21 protein-coding genes are annotated in these 19631 nt (G+C 46.4%); 11 read left to right on the top strand and 10 right to left on the bottom strand.

From position 1 onward, the window contains the following. Positions 1-35 precede the first annotated feature (35 nt). The 5 genes from NST96_RS00335 to NST96_RS00315 all read left to right on the top strand — a co-directional run bounded on the left by NST96_RS00335 (position 36) and on the right by NST96_RS00315 (position 2630). Positions 36-458 (top strand): DoxX family protein, encoded by a 423-nt coding sequence (locus NST96_RS00335; protein WP_024985353.1) that lies wholly within the window; start codon positions 36-38, stop codon positions 456-458. A 159-nt stretch (positions 459-617) separates the two neighbouring features. Further along, entirely contained in the window at positions 618-770 is a 153-nt protein-coding gene (locus NST96_RS00330) for a hypothetical protein (RefSeq protein ID WP_342405158.1), read from the top strand. Positions 771-865: 95 nt separating this feature from the next. After that, the gene (pdaA, locus tag NST96_RS00325; protein WP_243015067.1) at positions 866-1645 is read left to right on the top strand and encodes a delta-lactam-biosynthetic de-N-acetylase; all 780 of its coding nucleotides are present in this window, start codon (positions 866-868) and stop codon (positions 1643-1645) included. 169 nt (positions 1646-1814) lie between these two features. Next, positions 1815-2186: a L,D-transpeptidase gene (locus tag NST96_RS00320; RefSeq protein ID WP_003392701.1), complete on the top strand. Its 372-nt coding sequence runs from the start codon at positions 1815-1817 to the stop codon at positions 2184-2186. Positions 2187-2354: 168 nt separating this feature from the next. Next, positions 2355-2630: a hypothetical protein gene (locus NST96_RS00315; protein WP_327970365.1), complete on the top strand. Its 276-nt coding sequence runs from the start codon at positions 2355-2357 to the stop codon at positions 2628-2630. A 393-nt stretch (positions 2631-3023) separates the two neighbouring features. Here the strand turns inward: NST96_RS00315 and NST96_RS00310 are convergent, their stop codons facing one another. Further along, positions 3024-3374: a hypothetical protein gene (locus NST96_RS00310; RefSeq protein WP_024985356.1), complete on the bottom strand. Its 351-nt coding sequence runs from the start codon at positions 3372-3374 to the stop codon at positions 3024-3026. A 177-nt stretch (positions 3375-3551) separates the two neighbouring features. Between NST96_RS00310 and NST96_RS00305 the strand changes: the two genes are divergently transcribed. Continuing rightward, positions 3552-4742, top strand: a complete 1191-nt coding sequence (locus NST96_RS00305; protein ID WP_172920624.1) for an ISL3 family transposase — start codon at positions 3552-3554, stop codon at positions 4740-4742. A 122-nt stretch (positions 4743-4864) separates the two neighbouring features. Continuing rightward, positions 4865-5398 (top strand): cysteine hydrolase family protein, encoded by a 534-nt coding sequence (locus NST96_RS00300; RefSeq protein WP_039071279.1) that lies wholly within the window; start codon positions 4865-4867, stop codon positions 5396-5398. A 96-nt stretch (positions 5399-5494) separates the two neighbouring features. On the opposite strand, the gene NST96_RS00295 is transcribed toward NST96_RS00300, so the two are convergent. From NST96_RS00295 to istA (NST96_RS00260), 8 genes are all read right to left on the bottom strand, one after another. Beyond that, positions 5495-6307 carry an alpha/beta hydrolase gene (locus NST96_RS00295; RefSeq protein ID WP_003392693.1) on the bottom strand — a complete coding sequence of 271 codons (813 nt, stop codon included), beginning with the start codon at positions 6305-6307 and terminating at the stop codon, positions 5495-5497. Positions 6308-6682: 375 nt separating this feature from the next. Then, positions 6683-7534 (bottom strand): hypothetical protein, encoded by an 852-nt coding sequence (locus NST96_RS00290; protein ID WP_003392691.1) that lies wholly within the window; start codon positions 7532-7534, stop codon positions 6683-6685. Further along, positions 7527-8108: a sigma-70 family RNA polymerase sigma factor gene (locus NST96_RS00285; protein ID WP_003392689.1), complete on the bottom strand. Its 582-nt coding sequence runs from the start codon at positions 8106-8108 to the stop codon at positions 7527-7529. The genes NST96_RS00290 and NST96_RS00285 overlap by 8 nt, the downstream gene beginning before the upstream one ends. 248 nt (positions 8109-8356) lie before the next feature. Next, the gene (locus NST96_RS00280) at positions 8357-9229 is read right to left on the bottom strand and encodes an N-acetylmuramoyl-L-alanine amidase (protein WP_081924492.1); all 873 of its coding nucleotides are present in this window, start codon (positions 9227-9229) and stop codon (positions 8357-8359) included. Then, positions 9226-9600 (bottom strand): phage holin family protein, encoded by a 375-nt coding sequence (locus tag NST96_RS00275; protein ID WP_161785234.1) that lies wholly within the window; start codon positions 9598-9600, stop codon positions 9226-9228. The genes NST96_RS00280 and NST96_RS00275 overlap by 4 nt, the downstream gene beginning before the upstream one ends. 351 nt (positions 9601-9951) lie before the next feature. Continuing rightward, complete coding sequence (locus NST96_RS00270) at positions 9952-10212, bottom strand: hypothetical protein (RefSeq protein ID WP_172920160.1); 261 nt, start codon at positions 10210-10212, stop codon at positions 9952-9954. A 211-nt stretch (positions 10213-10423) separates the two neighbouring features. Then, on the bottom strand, positions 10424-11227 hold the full coding sequence (gene istB, locus NST96_RS00265) for an IS21-like element helper ATPase IstB (RefSeq protein ID WP_024982952.1): 804 nt from the start codon (positions 11225-11227) through the stop codon (positions 10424-10426). Next, entirely contained in the window at positions 11224-12447 is a 1224-nt protein-coding gene (gene istA, locus NST96_RS00260; RefSeq protein ID WP_024982953.1) for an IS21 family transposase, read from the bottom strand. The genes istB (NST96_RS00265) and istA (NST96_RS00260) overlap by 4 nt, the downstream gene beginning before the upstream one ends. 594 nt (positions 12448-13041) lie before the next feature. On the opposite strand from istA (NST96_RS00260), the gene NST96_RS00255 reads away from it, so the two are divergent. The 4 genes from NST96_RS00255 to istB (NST96_RS00240) all read left to right on the top strand — a co-directional run bounded on the left by NST96_RS00255 (position 13042) and on the right by istB (NST96_RS00240) (position 16739). Continuing rightward, entirely contained in the window at positions 13042-13737 is a 696-nt protein-coding gene (locus NST96_RS00255; RefSeq protein ID WP_172920698.1) for a copper amine oxidase N-terminal domain-containing protein, read from the top strand. Positions 13738-13832: 95 nt separating this feature from the next. After that, positions 13833-14291 carry a hypothetical protein gene (locus NST96_RS00250; protein ID WP_003392677.1) on the top strand — a complete coding sequence of 153 codons (459 nt, stop codon included), beginning with the start codon at positions 13833-13835 and terminating at the stop codon, positions 14289-14291. Positions 14292-14490: 199 nt separating this feature from the next. Further along, positions 14491-15999, top strand: coding sequence for an IS21 family transposase (gene istA / locus NST96_RS00245; protein ID WP_342405147.1), 1509 nt, complete (start codon positions 14491-14493; stop codon positions 15997-15999). Beyond that, complete coding sequence (gene istB, locus NST96_RS00240) at positions 15996-16739, top strand: IS21-like element helper ATPase IstB (protein WP_025846873.1); 744 nt, start codon at positions 15996-15998, stop codon at positions 16737-16739. The genes istA (NST96_RS00245) and istB (NST96_RS00240) overlap by 4 nt, the downstream gene beginning before the upstream one ends. Before the next feature lie 187 nt (positions 16740-16926). Here istB (NST96_RS00240) and NST96_RS00235 read toward each other — a convergent pair whose 3' ends face one another. After that, the gene (locus NST96_RS00235) at positions 16927-18855 is read right to left on the bottom strand and encodes a S8 family serine peptidase (RefSeq protein ID WP_003392675.1); all 1929 of its coding nucleotides are present in this window, start codon (positions 18853-18855) and stop codon (positions 16927-16929) included. Positions 18856-19631: the final 776 nt, after the last annotated feature.

Here is a 19631-nt window from a genome sequence, read left to right as displayed (position 1 = left end):
AATTACTATATTGAATAACCGTAGGAGGTCACTTTATGGAAAGACAATTTGATCAACGTACCGAGTGGGGGCTTTTGCTCTTGCGCGTAGTTGCAGGTATAGCGTTTGTCATGCACGGAATGTCAAAATTCCAAATGGGACTCGATCAGGTTGCCGGTTGGTTTGGCAGCATGGGTATTCCCGGCTTTTTCGCTTATGTCGTCGCGTTTCTTGAGCTCTTGGGCGGAATTGGCTTGATTTTGGGCATTGGCACCCGAATTTTGGCAGCTCTGTTGGCAGTCGTGATGGCCGTCGCTACGATCAAGGTGAAAATTGCAATGGGCTTCCTCGGTGGGGAAAGTGGTCCTGGATATGAGTTGGATCTGCTTCTATTCTTTATCCTGCTGCTTTTCGTTCTCTCCGGACCGTCCTTCTATTCCCTCGACCGCCTTTTGTTTCAACGCCGTTCAAGCAAATAAAGACCGCAGCATATTGCAAAAACCGAATGGTGCCGGGACAATCCGGTGCATTCGGTTTTTTTGCGCTCAGTCACCAACTTTTGACCGGAACTTCTCTGCAGGCGGCATGTTCTTGGGCCCGGGTACACATGATAGTAACGATGAGGAGGTGAGTCTTTGATGCCAAACCAAAACAAGCGCAGCAACATTATCTACCACCCTGAAACCGAGGTGCCCGCAGGTTCGATTGACAAGCGGAAAGTGGTCAGATCCCAACCAGACGAGCAGTATCCGATTCCCCGCGCACATCCGGTTCCTTGGCAAGAGGATTGAGGAGCTTTACATACCGTTTTAAGGATGCGATCAAATCCCTACCCGATGTTCAGGCAATCCCATCAACAATAGGAGGACTTTTCGCTGTGAAACGCATAACCTTTCTCACCGTTTTTGTCCTGATTTTGTCCCTGTTCACTGTCCATGCCGCAGCCAACCAGGATGTCCCCTACCACTTTGGATTCAAGAAGAGCAAGGGTGGACAGCTTCCCTCGATTGACCAGGAGGGCTTTAAAGGCATCGTCGATAAGCACGAAGCCATTTTTCTCGGGGATACCTCCAAAAAAGAGCTGTTTCTTACGTTTGACAATGGCTATGAAAACGGGTTCACCCCTCGTATTCTGGATATCTTGAAAGAAAAAAAGGTACCCGCCACTTTTTTTGTTACCGGGCATTATGTAAAGGATCAGCCGGAGCTGTTAAAACGGATGACCGCTGAGGGGCATATCATCGGGAACCACTCCTGGAGCCATCCGGATATGACACAGATATCCAATGAGCGGATCAAGGAAGAATTGGATAAGGTAAAACAAGCTGTAGCCGAAGTTACCGGGCAAAAAGAGATGGCCTTTTTGCGTCCGCCGCGAGGAATTTTCAGTGATCGTACACTGGCGGTCAGCAAGAAACTGGGGTATACGAATGTTTTTTGGTCGATAGCCTACAAGGACTGGGATACGAAAGCGCAAAAGGGCTGGAAGTACGCCTATGACAGTGTCCTCGCCCAGCTTCATCCCGGAGCGGTTATTTTGTTGCACTCGGTTTCAAGAGATAACGCCGAGGCGCTTTGCAAGATTATTGACGCCGCACGAGCGCAAGGGTACGAATTCAAAAGTCTGGACCTCCTGCGCCCGACTCTCCCGCATCCTGCTCCGTGATCTCCCATCTTTCCCGGTTTTACCGGATTCATTACAGCCAAAACAGGAACCTGCCGCTACGCTTTGCACGGCAGGTTTTTTGTGTGGATCGCCACATGCGGCGGGGACCGCTTTTTCCCAACCGCATACGATGCAATAGAAGCACAATCCCGGTTCTTTAAAAAGGGAGGTGATTTTCATCCCGGCATACCGCATACGCATCTCGATCAATAAACTCCGCCTCTATCTCTTTGACGGCAATCGCCTCATCCGTTCTTATCCCGTCGGTCTGGGCAAAATTGCGACCTCTACCCCGCGCGGCAACTTCACGATCATCAACAAGGTTCCCTACCCCAATTCTTACCGCGGAGGTCCATTGTCCGTTTTCGGCACCTATTGGATGGGGCTGAGCAAGCCTCATTACGGCATTCACGGCACCAATAATCCATCATCGATCGGCCATTACGTCTCACGCGGCTGTATACGCATGCATAACCGAGATGTAGAGAGCTTGGCCAAGCTGGTTCCCATTGGTACGCCAGTGCAGATTCGTCAGGAATAGGCTGAGGTAGATCAACAAAGGCAAACTAGTTCAACATCCAATCGATGGCTGGGGGCCATACTCCAAGCCAAGAATAATTGTAGAAAAAAGTGCTCTATCCAATAAATTTGCTTGGAAGACAAAGGGGATGGTATTATATGTAAAATATATTTGAAAGGAGTTGATGATTTGCGGAATTTGTTCCTATTTTTCATATTTACCTGCTTATTCGTGACGGCTGGATGTGTTAAAAACGACAACTTATTACCCGATGACTCAATAAAAGAGCAAACGTTAAAAATTGGAGTCATTGGACAGTCTCCCGCCGTTACTGAAACAAATATTGTTTTCACAGAAACAACATTTGAAAAGCTGAGTAACGCCACTGATACGGATTTCGATGCTCTATTTATCATGCCGGAGAAACTCGAAGAAGCATCACATGCGCAATATGCCAAACTCTAGAAAAGTGTAAAATACCCCGTATTCTTTATCGGATCTACAAAGTCATATTACCCATTCACAGAGGAAACTTTAACTTATTCCAATGCTCCCTCAACACATTCAGGTATGTATGCAACTGGGATGATTTATGAGGATGGACAGATTAAAATATTTGAGTATGGTTTAAAAAATGGAGAGAAGACAGAGGAGAATCTTAAAGCTTTGTACACAAATATTTTTAATTATAAATGAATTTGTCTTAAGAAAAACGAACTAGCTTATAAATGTTTAATAACTACGCCGAAAAAGGGGCTATCCCTCGTCATTCTTTTGACTTTGGAATGCCCCTTTGTGTCATGTAATTTCCGGTGACAGAAAGATACTTGTATCCACTATAGAAGTATCGGTAATGTTTTAAAGCATTTGCGACACACTGCCATCTCTGCATTTGTTTACAATAGCAATAAATCTGGGTCGATAAGTATCCGAGACTTTTAACCTTTGGGACACTTCACCGTATCCACATGCAGCGCTTAAAGCGTCTAAAGACTGCAGTTTTTGAGGATGTTCTTTTTTCACTTCTTCCAACGGCCTTCCACTATATTTGGCAATACGTTGTGTTGCTTCTTCGTAAGTTAGGTCCTCAACAACAACTTTCTCTTCTTCCGTTGAAGCATGGGTACCTTCGGTTTGAGCGGAGGCAAAACCACCAAGGCTAAGAACGACGAACAGCATACTCAATACAGCAAAAAACGACTTTTTCATTTCTTCCTCCCTATGGGCTAACCATATTCGTTAACAAAAAGAAATGGTTTCCCAAGTATTGCAAAAAATATTATCAAATGATTCATCACCATAACCCGTGCTAGACATTGAAAAAACGCAGATGTTCCTCTATCGTGGGAGTTGTCGAGACAACCACTGAAAAGGAGGAAATCTGCGTTGTGCCTTGATTTTAGCACAGACTTTGTCAGACTTCCATCATTCCATCTCACTCATTGGGAAAAAACAACGGAAACGGATTGGATCGCTGTTCTGGAACCGAATTCTGCTTGTTATCTTTGTCCGATCTGTCTCCGAGCCAGTACCAACCATGCCCGTCCTGGACGGCGTATTCTTCGTCATCGTTTCGTTCCTTCTTGGGGGACCGTCTGGGTATCCGTTCCCGTGTATCGCCAGCGCTGTGCGAGTTGTGGGCTTACATGGACAGTGGAATGGAACGGTATCCCGCCTCGAGGATTGGTCACCTCTGCTTTTCAAGAGATGGCGGTGGATATGTGCCGCGGCCGGGATTTGCTCTCGGTTGCCAAGCAATTGAGTGTGGCCTACTCGACACTCGAACGCTGGTACTACCAACTGGCCCCCCAACGCCTTGCTCAACCAAAAGAACATGAAGCTCCTGAAGTGGTCTGTCTGGATGAGTTTGCGTTGCAAAAAGGACATAAGTACGGCGTGAACCTCATGGATGCTCAAACCGGTCATATCTGGCAAGTCACAGAAGGACGTTCACGTGAACAGGTACGAAACGCCCTGCAGCAATGGCCCTTTCGTAAGGCTCCCCATGTAGTTGTCACGGATTTGGCTCCAGGAATGGCTGAAACAGTACGCCAAGTCTGGAAGCATACCCTTGTGGTAGCAGATAAATTTCACGTGATCCAGCTTTTCTCGAAAGCGTTGGAAGCTACCCGAAAACGCACTCATGCTCGTGGAACACATCGTCGGGGCAGACATGAGCAACGCCTGCTCCATACGATCCCTGACAAGCTGAAGCCCGAAGAGCTTCAGGAACTGAAGAATTGGTTAGCAGAAGATCCACACCTCAAACGACTCTACTTTGCGCTTCAAGACATAAGAACCGTGTATGCCGTTCAAACCCAAGAGGCAGGCGAGGAAGCACTTCAGAAATGGATTGACGACCATCTCTATTCTCCGACTCCTGCGGTTCGTTCCATTGCCAAAACGATTGTCCAGTGGCGAGAGCCCATTCAGAATTATTTCTCCTTTCGGGTAACGAATGCCAAGATTGAAGGGACACACAACAAAGTGAAGGTGATCAAACGAAGAGCCTACGGCTACCGCAATCTAGAGAGATTCAAGATTCGCATTAGACTGGAGTGTAAACCGGCTACATAACTACGAAAAACTGCGATAGAGGGAGATCAAGCACGTTTTACGGTGAAGAGCTTATCAAATTCCTTTCCGAATAGTTGTATGATGGAAAAGAAATCCTACCATTCCGGAAGGGGCAATTTCGAATGAGCACACAAACGGCACTGATTATTGTCGATGTTCAATCCTCGATCGTGGAATACTGCTATCAGGGAAATAAAGTGGTGGAACGGATTCAAACGCTTCTCGAAAAAGCACGGCATGCGAACATTCCCGTCCTTTTTGTCCAGCATAACGAGCCCGAAGGCAGCCCGCTCGCCACTGGCACCCCCGGATGGCAGATACATCCCACCCTTTGCCCGCATCCGGATGAACCGATCATTCAAAAAACGGCATGCGATTCGTTCTTCGAAACTTCCTTGCAAGACGAATTAAAGGCTCGCAGCATCGATCATTTGGTGATCGTCGGCTTTCAGACCGAGTACTGTATTGATACGACATGCAGAACGGCAGTCTCGCACGGCTACGAAGTCACCCTTGCCGGTGATTGTCACTCTACGACCGATGACGCCGTCCTGAAGGCGGCGGATATCATTGCCCATCACAATGCGAATTTGAATGGATTGGGTACTCCGAAAAACATTATTACCGTAAAAGAGTCTCGTGAGATTTTTGAATAAAGAAAATCCCCCGAGGAGTCTGCCTCCAAGGGGGATTTTGATTATAGGAATTAGAGCATTACTAATGCTACTTCTGACAAAGAAAATGACCAATTATTATTTTGCCAAAAAACTTACAAGCTCCCGATTAAACTTCTCTAACTCGTCATAAAACAACCCATGCCCGCTGTACAAAAATGGGACCAGCTCCGAGCCCTGGATACCGGCATGCATAAATTCGGCAAAGGGGTACGGACATACTTTGTCCTGAACGCCATGGAAAATAGCGGTTGGAACGGAAACAGCGGACAAATCCCGGCGCAGGTCCTCATCTCGCAGAGAGACGGCGCACATTGCCGTTGCGTGACCAGATGCCTCCATACCCAGTCCGTGCATCCAGTCTTTGATACCCTCCGTCACGTAGCTCGCAAAAAACATGTCCCCAAAGTCATTCAGCATTTTCGGCCGATCTGTATAGGTTGCCTGGATGAGACTGTTGACCTGCTCCTTTGTCATTCCGTACGGGTAATCCGGACGTCTGGTAAACAGAGGGGCTGCCGCCGCAAAAAGAGCCAGCTTGGAAACCTTATCTGCTCCGTATCGGGCCATGTATCTGATCGCGATGGCTCCTCCCATGGAAAATCCGGCGAGAGTGATATTCTCCAGCTCCAGGGTGTCTATGACCACCCGAATATCATCTGCCAATCGATCGTAGGAATACCCTCTCCAGGGACGGTCCGACTTTCCAAATCCGCGCAGGTCGACTCCAATGCATCTGTACCCCATTTGGGGAAGCTGGTTGAACTGATATTCATACATTTTGTGATTAACCGGCCAGCCGTGGATAAACAGCACTGGTTTTCCATTGCCCGGGTCGAGATCCTCCACGTAAAGATTTACATTTTGTTCAACCGCAACGTAATAGCCCATCAAAATTACTCCCCTTCTGGATGATTGCCTATGCATACCTTATGTGGGGAAGAGCAGGATAGATACTTGTCTTGCAACAAAGCATGTAGTCCGACCACCGCCGTGCAGCGCCGCAATGTGTTCGCGAAAGGCGCGCGTCCGGCCGCTGCCTCGATATAGCGGCAGGCTAGCCATCATCGCAAACGAACCGCCAGTGCCTTTTTCATTAACACGCTAGGCCAACATTTGCGTCTTGCGGGAAAAGACCTCAATTTGTTGCTTTATAACGATCAAAAAATGAACACCCGGTTCTCCAAAAACGTAGAGAACCGGGTTCGTCCATAACATAAAAGCTTGAACACTGTTTGGGGAGACGAAGCCGACATCAGACTCCGATTAATTCTTAGACGCTGGGGCAGGGGCAGGGCCGGCTTTTTCTGTTTGCGTCATACTGTCCCCTTTTGATTTTGCCATATCGATTTCTTCTTGCGTAGGCGGCGCTCCAACCGCAAAGCCCTTGATTATTTTTCCGAGCGTTGCAGTGTCAAAATCATCACGAGTGTACAATTCTACCGTGAATCCCTCATGCTCCCAAATCACGATACCGTTCGCGAAATAGACCTTGGCCCCTTCAATAACCTCAGTCTTGACCGGGTCAGTAGTGCCGATGCCATTTTCACCGCCCTGAGAGATCAAGAAATCAGCCGTTTTCTCGCCGTGACTGTATTGTACTTCCACCATGGTTTTTCCGTGAATGACAGTGTTGACGTATTCATAATCTGCGATCCAGGAGGGCGCGGGGAAATTCATGCCTGTTGCCAAGCGAGCTTCCTGCAGAGTCAGCTTTGGAGATGCCGGCCATTCTGTCACTGCGGAATCCGCTCCCCTATCCTGCCCGGCCGATACACTCTTTTCAGAAACCGGCAGTTCCTTGTATTGGACAATTTCCATATTCCCAACTTGAAAACGTGCCAGGATTGACTGGATCATGCCTTGCGCGTAGGAGGTCGTCGAAAGCGCACCGCCAATGAGAACTATAACAGCAGCAGCCGCAGCGGCCGTTTTCCATTTTCTATTCATCAGAGCTTTCCCACCCTTTTTCGTATTTTGGAGTTGAATGGTTCCCGTCTCGATTTTGTTTACCAGACGCTTGTAAATGCGCTCCTTGGCCAAGCTGTTATTGATCTCCGCCTTTTCAAGCAATTCAACGACGTTTCCATATGTCTTCGGATCATGTTTTTCACTCATCCTTGAACCTACCTGCCTCCAAGATTTTGTGTAGCTTTTTTAAACTCCTGTAGACCACGACACCGATATTGGACTCGCTTACACCCATTAGCTCGGCTATTTCTGAATTTTTCAGACCGGCAGCGAATTTCATTGCGATAATATTGCGTTCTTTATCGCGCAGCTTTGCCAGTGCTTTAAACAGTGCCTGATGATCATCGTCCCGGATTGCCAGCTCTTCGGGAGACGGCTTGGGCATGATCAGCTCTGTTATGGAATCCAGCGAAAAGTGGAATCTTTTTTTCCGGGCGCGATAGTAATCTGTCACAGTGTTTCTGACAATCGCGAACAGCCATACATCAAATTTTGCTTTTTCCTCCGAGAAACTGTGGTATTTGGAGATGACCGTTTCAAAAACTTGACTGCAAATATCTTCTGCCTCGTACTGATTGTGAATCCGGTAGCAGATATACTTGTACACGCGATCGAAGTATATTTCGTAAATTTGAGAAAACTGCTCTGTAGATAAAACACCCTCACGGAGCCTGTCTTTTTGATCGTGGCAGATTTCCATATGTACTCTGGCACTTTCCAACTCCTTTCCTCCTTTCTGCCTTTCTCCCTTCCCATTTGTCCATCTTGTATAGGGAAGTTTTACGTATGTTAATACGTCGCCTCGCCAAAAGCATTAACAAATCGTTTTGAAATTGTTGTTTTTGAAAGGCGGGTGGTTTAGAAGGAGCCAGTTTAGAACGTACGCGGCTTTACGACAAGCCGAGCAAGCAGCTGCCACGGCAAAAAGCCCTCCCCGGATGGCTCCGCAGGAGGGCTCTTCTCATTTTTTCATCGACATATGCAGCTTTTCGACAGTTTTACAGTTTTTGTGGCTCCGTCCCATTCCACCTTCAAGCCAAGTGCCGAGGCGAGCTCTCGAGCGGGAGCATATGCCGTCCCGGACTCAATCGTTCCGTTCAAAGCAAGCCCATTTACGCTGACCTGCTTCGCCGCTGGATTCCATGCAGGAACCACTCCAACCGCTTCCGCAACCGCTCGAACAGGCAGGAGGGAAACTCCGTTTTGGAGATACCCCTGAGCCGAAAGCTGAACTCCGTTTATTTCAATCGTTACCTTCTGAGGCAGCGTACCTGCAGCGATTGCCCTTTTCAACCCATAAACTTCAGCAAGCCCGGTTACTATCGCTCTTGCACACGCACGCCGGTACGTATCGCTCTTCAACAGCTCAGCTTCTTCCCTATTGGTCATAAACCCGCACTCCGCGAGGATCGCGGTCATGTTTGTTTCCCTCAGCACATGGAAATTCTCTGCTTTGACCCCGCGGTTCTTCCGGCCGGTAGCGAGGACAAGCGCACGCTGAACGGCTTCGGCCAGCTTTACGGCTGCGGGAGGCCGCGATGTGTAGACAAACGTCTCGATGCCGTTTGCGTCGTTCCAATCATTCCCGAAGGCATTTGCGTGAATGGAGACGAATGCATCTGCCCTCCAGGCGTTGGCCTTGTCTGTGCGTTCCTGTAACGGCACGTCCCGGCTGCCGTCGTCAGCGTGGGTAAACAGCGTCTCTACCCCATCGTATTGTTTCAATTCATCACGGACATAACGGGCGACCACGCTGTTGAAGTGGAACTCCCGCATGCTGTCGTCCGGCGTTCGCTTTCCCGGTGTTTCCGGGCCGTGTCCTGCATCTATCGCTATCTTCACGACATATCACCATCCCCATGCTTTTCCTTCTCCTGTCTCCGCTTGATGGCTCTGGCCAGCTTGTGTTCGATCTCATCCGAAACGGCATTCATCGCCCACTCCGGTACCCACTTTTCCCAACCAGCTCGAACCACATTGGCCGTCATGCTTTTCCAAATGTGCAAGCCGAATGCCGCAATCAGAAAACCAAAGCCAATCCCCGGTGTTCCGATTACCGTATCGATCAGGTGACCTACTGCCGGCATGAAGAGCAGGAATGCTGTCCGAAAAGCCCCGTTGATTCCGTATTCGGATGCGTAAGAACCATCAATTTTGGAGGCCCTGTATCCCGCTATCCAGTCCATGGCGATCAGAAAGACGTACCATGTCATGATTAACATCCTCACGGGATTTTCTCCGTATAAAAAATGAAAAGCCGAGATACAAGCGGCGCCAGCTGCACCAGATATGATTGAGTCTTTCATGCTTATCATCCCTCCCTTAGGAAAAAAAGTCGGGGAGCCGCAGCTCCCCATAAAAAAACGCCTTCACTCGTAGTTGAGGAATGGCGTTCGCTATTGTTGTTCAACTTGTGCGGAGCTTGATATTCTTCCCCGTGAATGGCAGGTGGATGAAGCTTGTCCGTGTTGTCGTTCTAGGTGATCTAAAACTCAAGATGATGTTTTTCATCTCACCTGCCTCCAATGAAAAACACTCCTCGTATGAAGAGCGTCTTACCGCATTTACTTGAATTTAACTGCGGTACCGTAGCCTGTGTGCAAAGCCCCATTTAGATTATACCTAAAACAAATTACTGCATCTGCACCTTGCTCTTTTGCCTTTTCCCCGATTAAATCAACGATAAAATTAAAGTCATTTGTAACTTTTGCAGACGTTACAATAACAGTCCCTAATGGTTCATAGTCCCTGTTTAAATGATCAGAGGTAATCACTAAGATGCGAGACTCATTACTTGTTTCTTTCTTTCCTCCAAATATGTCCATATAGAAAGAATCCCCTCCTTAGTTGAGAGTATTCTATACAGGGGAATTTTTACCTTCCGTTCATTCTTCAAACAACTTCAACCAGAATTGATTTTCATACCAAGTCAATTCCTAAACGACTATCAATTCGGATTTATATCCAAACAAGAACGACTTCCATTTGAAAGCACCACCACCCCAGTAAAATCGTTTTAATCTGTCAACGCCGGAATTAATTTGACCCACGAGCGCCGGTATAATTTTGACCCACCTGTGCGCCTGGTGTCGAATAGATTCCGGTTTTTAGTTTTTCTTTGAGCCGGTAGCTGTTCCCCCGGATGTTCACGACGTGGGAGTGATGCAATAAGCGGTCGAGAACAGCTGTAGCAAGAACGGGATCGCCCATGAGTTCGCCCCATTCGCCAAAGCTCTTGTTGCTAGTCAGAATCATGCTTCCTTTCTCGTAGCGTGCACAAACCAACTGAAAAAACAGGTTTGCAGCGAGCGGATCGAGGGGGAGGTAGCCCACCTCGTCCACGATGAGGATGCGTGGCCTGAGATATACCCTCATTCGTTTGTCCAGGCGATTCTCTTCATAAGCTTTTCGTAAATCGCCCACGAGCTGCGCGAGAGAGACGAAATACACAGGCAATCCTTGTCCAATGGCCTCCATAGCGATAGCAACGGCTAAATGCGTTTTCCCCACGCCGGGAGGCCCGAGAAACAACACGTTTTCTTGCCTCCCAACGAACGTCAGCGCAGCCAGTTCACGAATCAGTCGTTCATCAATCCCCGGTTGAAACGAGAAGTCGAATTCGTTGAGCGTACGCCGATAAGGGAGGTGAGACAGCTTCATGCGGACCTCTACATTTCGGCGCTGGCGATCCTGAATCTCAGCGTCCAGTAGATCATTGAGGAAAGAGAGATACGTGCTTTGGCTCCGGCTGGCAGCTTCCAGCTTGGCATCAAGCGATTGGGCGGCTTGACCCAAACCAAGTTCCTCCAGACGCTGGCGGGCTTGTTCGAGCTCAATCATGCGCCCACCTCCACAAGACGTTCATACACGTCCAACGGACGCACTTCCACGTCTTGTACAGGAATCTGAACGCCTTGCGGCTTTGGATAAGCATATCCCTGAGCTGTACTCAAATTCGTGTATTGGTCCTCACACATCACTAGCCTTCGGGATTGGTACTGCTTCTCGTGCCGGGCGATGAGCTGCTTCTCGCAGTATATTTCGACGAATCTGTTTACCTCTCGTACCTTTACTTCACGTCCGCTATACCGCCATGGAACGCCATAACGAACGCCGTCGTAGCTCACAAATCCGTCACGGCTTACTTTCCTCGGTTCAAACCGGTACTTTGCCCATCGTTCCGGAGACGGAAGCATACCGAGCTTCTCTTGTGCCAAGCGATCGATCGGTCTTTCCCCAGTTGTACCGTGGATACGACGGTTTTGCTCATCGCACCAGTGTCTGGCTTGGCGATTTAGGTCACCAAGATCGGTGAATGATCGCCCTGGCATGAAGTTCTGCTCGATGAACTGAACGCTTCTCTCGACCTTTCCTTTCGTTTGGGGACGTCGTACGCGGCAAACTTTGGGGATCAAGCCGATAGCCGCAGCAAAATCTTCAAACAACGGATGCCATCTCGGCTTTCGATCATCGCCCATGCCAAGAATAACGGTCTTCATTTGGTCGGTTAGCATGGTCTTTGGAACACCGCCGAAGTATTCCAAACCGTTCATCAAGCAGCGTAAGAAACTGTGGATGTCACAGCGCTTTGTAAATTCGATGTACATCGCTCGGGAGTAACCCAACACCATCGTAAAAACGGGGATTTTACGCACTTCACCGTTTAAATCGATGTACTCGCAAATCTTCCAGTCCACTTGGGCTTGGTGTCCGGCTTTTGTCTCATAGCGTTGCACCGCAGGTGCCTGTTTTGGAGGTCGACGGGGCTTCACATAGTCCTTGATGATCGTAATGCCCCCCGTGTAACCTCGCTCTTTCAAGAGACGCAGCAGCACTTCACAATTGAAAATTCCCTTTTCGAGGTATAGATCCAGCAAGGCTTTGAACGGATCGAGTTTTGAGACTCTCTTCTTACGCGGACGAGGTTCCGGAATTCCTTCTGCGCGGAGGTATTTTCGTATGGTATTACGGGAATGACCCGTTTCCCTTGTGATTTCGCGGATACTCTTGCCGCTCACTTGAAGTTCGTGTAATCTGATCACAGTCCCACTCCTTAGCATATGTCTCCCCTCTGAAGCTACTTTGGTCGGTAATTTCAGAGAGAGGTATTCTACAGGGGTGGGTCATTTTCATTCCGGCGAACCTGGGTCAATTTTAACCCGGCGGTGACAAATCAGATGGTAATAAAACAGAAAAGCCACTCGGGTGGCTTTCCATATTTGCTTACAGTACAAGATTATCATGGGTTTAGGAACAAGGTTTCTCAGTTCTGTTTCAAAAGTAGATCATGATTAAATCATCGGTGACTTACTTAAACCATAGTGAAGATAGCCAGATGTTTCTTCGAATATCCCGACAGGTGGTGCAGTAAAAAATTACTGTACACAGCCCTTGAGTGTAGACTTGACCACTGAGAAGAGATGCCCTGAGGAGGGGGAAAGGCAATGAGGAAGTTAACAATTCTACTAATCGTAGTGTTCAGTTTACTTGTGCCGCTTATGGCTTTTGGACAAACGCAAAACAACTATTAGTATCAATGTACGATTGATCCAAGCCTTACCGATTTTGAAAACGGGAAACATTGGGTACAAACAATCACGTATCAAAATGGGGCAACGACAACGATTAATGAAGGAGATACATTTCCATTCCTGATGTTAAACAATAATTTTATACCTAACGCGGATATTGCCATCAAAAATGGATATTCCCTGGTTCTAATCAGACTGGTCACCGAAGAATTAGGGGGCCGGGTGAACTGGGATACGATGAACAATACGGTAGTCATAGAATCTTCAGGCACTATAGGCAAAAAAATAGTACTAAAAGCAGGAGATCGAAATGCAGTCATCAATGGCAAACCGGTCGTTTTACCATTTGCTCCACAATTGATTGACAATAGAGTTTATGTCCCTTCAAGAACCGTCGCAGAAGCATTTGGGGCAGACATCAGCTATACTGTCGGGATTATGCCTTTTTCAAATCCTTTGTTATCGATTGATACCAGAGCGAAAAATGTGACGAAGGAAAAGGCGATCCAATTAGCCAGCAACGCCATGATCCAGGCATTCGCAACATTTTTGAAAAACGGGAAATATGCAGATGGCAGCTATACTTCCAATAAGACATTGGCTGAAATCAAACAAAGGATAAACAGTATCTCCTACCAGGATGAGACAGCGGGATACTGGATATTGAGTGGACCTTATGAAATCCTTGTAGATAAATCAACAGGAGCTATATTTTTCAAATACGGCACAAAAAATGTAAGTGGTTCTTATATGGAAGGGATTTCTCCGGTCGATGTGAATGACATGGATGTTTTCGCCAAAGGTTACTTTTTAGGCTGATATTCGGAATTACTATATTGAAAAATGGAGATCAATTCCCATAATTCATTTATAATGGGGTTCAGTTCCATACTTATTTTTAGGACGTGTCCTCTATGAAAAAAATAATAACCCTAGTCGTCTCTCTTCTGCTAATTATTGTGTTTATTATTGCTCTCAACAATTTCATTTACTTCCCAGGTTTTAAAAATTTGTCTTTTGATGAAATTATCACATTTGATAAAGAAAAAATCTCTTCAATTTACATTAGAAATAGCAGTAAAGAAATACATGTAACAGATCCAAACATTATAGACAAAGTATTGAATGATTTCACCAAGATGGAATTTAGTAAAAGAAGACTGGCGTCTGATGTTAAAAAGTCTAATAGCAGTGGTAATAAGCAAAAGTATTTTATAGAACTGGAAGACAATAATGGTGATCTTGTAGAAATGATTTATCTCTCTGGAAATCTATTTAAACTATATGGCTATAGTACTGAGGAAACTGTTGTTTATGAAATATTGAATAATCCCGAGTTAGATATTGATAATGTATTTAGTACTGCACAATAGGCATAAGTTATTTTGTATCGTTCATACATAGCACAGAATGCCCGGATATTATCCCGAGCATTCTGTGTTTATTAGATTGTGAATGCTAATCTAATAATTGACCACCTAGTGGTACATTGCTCATAAAAAAGTTGACCACCTGAGCACCTCTTTCCTGTATCTTGAAGTTGTCGGACCACAAGATATAGGAGGAAAGGAAATGCTTCAGATGGCTAATTACGAGTTTATCAGGAAACAACACATTCTGCTAGGAAAGTCGATTCGCCAAATTTCTCGAGAGACCGGCTATTCCCGTCAAGTGATACGAAAGGCTTTGAAATCCTCTGAGATTCCTGTGTATCAGCTTTCAAAACCGAAGCCAAAGCCAGTCATTGATTCTGTCAAGCCCATCATCTTGGAGTGGCTGCATCAAGATGAACAAGCTCCCCCGAAGCAGCGTCATACTGCCAAACGCATTTACCAGAGACTCGTTGACGAACATGGATTCACCGGCGGTGAATCTACTGTACGACGCTACGTCAGAGAGTTGCGGGTTTCTCCCCCTAAAGCATTTGTCCCTCTCGATTTCCCGCCAGGGCGCTTTGCTCAATTTGACTGGGGTGAGGTTACGGTTCATTTACAAGGGAAACAAGTAAAGGTTCAAGTCTTTTGTATGCGTTGCACATACAGCAGAAAGATTTTTATCAAAACATTTGCTCATCAGAAGCAAGAGGCTCTTCTCCAAGGTCATGTAGATGCTTTTGAATTTTTCGGTGCTGTTCCCCAAGTCATCACATACGACAACCTGACAACAGCCGTTAAGAAGGTATTGGAGGGTAAAAATCGCGAGGAACAAGAGCGATTTACTCAGCTACGTGCCCACTACCTGTTTGAAAGCTATTTCTGTGATCCCGGAAAAGGGCATCAAAAAGGCCAGGTGGAAAACCTCGTACAGTTTGCTCAGAGGCAATTTTTTACCCCTGTACCCAGTGTTTCTTCTCTGGAGGAGCTCAATCAAATCCTCCTCGAAAAATGTATCTCTTACGAGAATACAACCGTTCCAAGGTCTTCACTAACGGTTGGAGAAGCATTTGCTCAAGAGTTGCCTATCATGCTTCCATTGCCTCCACGGCCATTGGATTGTTTCCGTGTTGTACCCGTGAAAAGCAATACGCTATCCATGATCCACATTGAGAAAAATGCCTATTCCGTCCCCGTTTCCTATGCATCGACCCAGCTTACTTGCCGAGTGTTTGCTGAAAAAGTTGAGGTGTATCACGGAAAAAGCCTGATTGCGACGCATGAGCGGTGTTTGGAAAAGGGAAAGGAGATTTTGCAATACGATCATTATCTGGATTTACTTCTTATTCGCCCAGGAGCAGTTCTTTATGCTAGACCATTGCATCAGGCAGGATTACCCGCCATTTACCAAAAGTTCTTGGACAAGTGCCGTAACCGACCAGGAGGGATGAAGGAGTTCGTTCGACTCTTGCTTTTGCACCGTGAATTCGATACTTCTCTCGTCGAAGAAGCACTGGGGGAGGCCTGCCAAAAAGGGATGTTCCAGTATGATGCCGTAAGGCAATTATTGTTTCAGCGAACATTGCCGGAACACCGTTTGCCCCAACTCTCGTTGGCGGAGGATAGCTCTGTTCCACGTATTCAGGTAAAGGCCCCAGATCTTAGCCAGTACAATCGTTTGTTACAGAAAAGGAGTGTGGTTCATTGAGTACGAGTTTCCTGCTTGAAACCTACGCGAAACGCCTTCGCTTACCTGCGATTAAACGTGTCTATAAGGAAATCGCCCATGATGCTGCTGAACGGCAAATTCCCTACGAGGAGTTCCTCTTAGCCCTACTAGAGCAAGAAGTTCAGCAAAGGGATGCTAACCAAATCGCGAGTCGCATCAAGCACGCCAAATTCCCTTCTATGAAAACGCTCGATCAATTTGAATTCTCGGCGATTCCGTCCCTCAATAAGCCCAAATTGCTTCAACTGGCTCGTTGTGAGTACATCGAAAAGGCAGAGAACATCATGTTTATCGGAAACTCTGGCACTGGCAAAACTCATCTCTCCATTGCACTCGGGAAGGAAGCTTGCCATCATGGCTATTCCGTTCAGTTTTGGACTGCCGCTAAAATATGTAACGAGCTTATGGAAGCTCAGTCCCAAAAGCGAATCCTCCAGCTAGAGAGGCAATGGTTGAAAACAGATTTGATTATTTTGGATGAAGTCGGGTTTGTCCCTCTGAGTCGGACCGGGGCGGAGTTATTATTCCAATTTTGTGCGGCCCGCTATGAGAAAGGAAGCATGATCATTACCAGTAATCTGGAATTTACGGAATGGACACAGATTTTCAAAGATGAGCAAATGACGTCAGCCCTGGTTGATCGGCTTACCCATCGTGCCCATATCTTTGCAATGAATGGAGACAGCTATCGCTTTAAGCAGAGCATTCAAAGATCGTGATCATGAAAAAGTTACCCACCCGACGGGTGGATTGATTTTTGCCATGGTGGTCAATTTTTTGATGAGCACTGTGGTCAACATTTTGGTTGACATTCACATTAGATTTTTATTTTATTGGGCCACTTTTGGGAAAGAAACTTCCAAAAATGCAAATAATAAAAACCCTAACGATTATTAGGGCCCGAAATTATCCTGCCGATACTGTACAACCGTTACCAATGATCTCAACATCATCGACAAGTGCAAGGTTGCTACCTCCGTCACCACTTGCGTCTCTTACAAACTTGAACACAACGGTGTGAGTCCCAGCACTCAGGGTATGTTCGTGCTTCGTCAAATTGTTGTTTGTTCCGGACGCTGTAACGATGACAGTTCCATTTACGGTAGCGTAGAATTTGTCATTAACATCGGATGCTGTCATGTAGTAAAAACTCAGCTTGGCTGTTCTACCAGATGGTACAGTAACTTTAAAGGATGTTTGAGAAGTCTGACCGTGGCCAAGAGAAGCTTTACTTCTGAATGAGGCAGAGTCGTTAACACCGACTGGGAAAGCCCAACGGTACCAGTCACCTGTGAAAGGGATAGTAAAAACGGTATCCTCAAAGTCTTCTCTGATGATTTGCTCTGTAGCAATGACATTAATCGAGTAAGAGCCATTTTGGCTTCCACTATATCCGCTAACTTTGACATAGTAGGTTTGGCCTGCACTCAGGAAATGAGTAATGGACGGGTTTCCACTACCTGCGGAGTCATCATCTTGACTAAGTTGGTTGTAGTCTGCGTCGTACAATCGCATGTATAAGTTTAGCGAACTGGTAGTCTTAAACGTGTAACGAGTTGATTTAGTAGGTACAAATTTAAAGAATTTCCCCAACCCGTTTGAGACTGACTCGGTGATTCCTGTTTCAGGCAGCGTTATTGCGTTCGTCGTTAGCTTACCGGGGTAGTTAGGATGAGTAGTCCAAGGGGACTTCACCATACCATAACCGAAGTCAGCATTCTTAGTACCTGTACCCAATCGTTCCGCAGTAATCTCAAAAGATGCTCTCAAGTCAGCGGGGAGGGTTAGTGATGGATCAGCTTGTCTGTTCAAAGCAGCGATTCCAGTCACATGTGGTGCAGCACAAGAAGTACCATTGAAGGAGGTATAAAGGGTACTTACCTCATTAAAGTTCGTTCCATTTTTGTTATTCTCGCTTGGTCTTGTTGTCATTACAGAATCAGCCGGAGCCGCACAGTCAACCTCTGGACCGCGACTGGAGTAGTAGGCTGGCTCCTTACTTGGTCTCAGAGCAGCTACGGCCACTACAAAATCATGACGAGCCGGGTAACCTACACTGTCGTTCGGGTTGGATTCCTCTGCCCTTTTATTCCCAGCACTGCAGATGAACAAGACATTATGAATATCGTGAGCATTTCTGAAAGCTGCTTCCAATGCAGGATCATACAGATCACCACTAAAGCTGCAATTTATAATTTTCACTCCTTGAGACACAAGCCATTCTACACCCTTAATGATCGCGGAAGAATTGAAACCTCCCTTACCATTATTTGCGTCTACTTTTACCCCATACAAGGATACATCTGGGGCAACGCCTTGATAGCCAACACTGTTGTTTTTTGCGGCAATGATACCTGCAACAGCAGTACCGTGGCCCAAAAAATCAGCAGACGCTGGTGTAGTACCACCATAAACAGCCGTATATGCATTGTAGCGTCCTGCCCAGACCAAGTCCTCGTGATTCGCACAACCGGAATCAATAATACCTACCTTAACCCCTGCACCCGTGTAACCACGGGTTCTGTAGTCATTAATAACCATAAAGTTTGATCCGTGTGACCATTCTGTAGATTGTGCCATGTCAGGTTTGTAAAGTATGTCCTCTGTCACAGCAACTACATCTGGATCTTTACGAAGCTCGTCCAACAATGCGTTCTCAGCATCTTCAATGATGAACACACTGGGGAGATTTGGGAGGTCACTTTTAATATTCGGACATTTAGCCAATCCTTTCGAGACGGCATTCGCGGCATGCTTGCTCACATGGTTTTCAAGTTTTGTCTTGTTCATGCCTTGGTTATGGTGTTTAAAGGTTACCAAATGAATCTTTTTCATATACATCTCTCCTTAACATTTTTTCATAAAACACGCTTTTTCAGATCATTCTTCGGTAAACATAATGCAATTTTCCATGTCACTTAGGGCATGAGACGTTCGCAAATCCAGAGAATACCGGACTCGTCCTTAACGGTAAAATCAATCATTGATAAGCTTCTCTTTTTACGCTCACTATTTTGAAAGCACCACCACCCCATTGAATCGTTATAAGCCAGAAAGCCGGACATTCATGGTAAGAAAACAGAAAAGCCACTCGGATTGATTCCGGGTGGCTTTCCATATTTGCTTACAGTACAAGATTATCATGGGTTTGGGAAAAAGGTTTCTCAGTTCTGTTTCAAAAGTAGATCAAGATTATATCGTCGGTGGGTCGGCTAAAACCGTAGGGAAGCTGCTTTTTATCAAGGGGGAGCAGATGTTTCGCCGAATATCCGACAGGTGGGGCAGTAAAAATTACTGTAAACAGCCCTTCTGATATCAAAACAGAGCGTTGGATTTGATAATCGACAGCAGTTTAAAAGACTCGAACTATGATTTGTTTCTCCGCTCTTGTTCCCCCCATTACAAATCGATTGCTTTGTTAAATCAGCCTTCCGGTGGTTCGCACGCTACCTTCTCGGCAGGTAGGGGAGCATCACGCTCGGAATAATAAATGATTTTGTTAAATAGACCCTCCACTTGCTAACTGACTTCGTGTCCTATACCCTTGTTTATGTCGAAGAAGGGAGGGCAAAATAAATCATGTATGCTCAGGTTGTACGGTACTATCAATT

It is taken from the genome of Brevibacillus sp. FSL K6-2834 (assembly GCF_038592925.1).
Lineage (GTDB): Bacteria > Bacillota > Bacilli > Brevibacillales > Brevibacillaceae > Brevibacillus > Brevibacillus borstelensis.
Note: the sequence above shows the minus strand (reverse complement) of the source record. Positions and strands in the feature narration are given on the sequence as shown.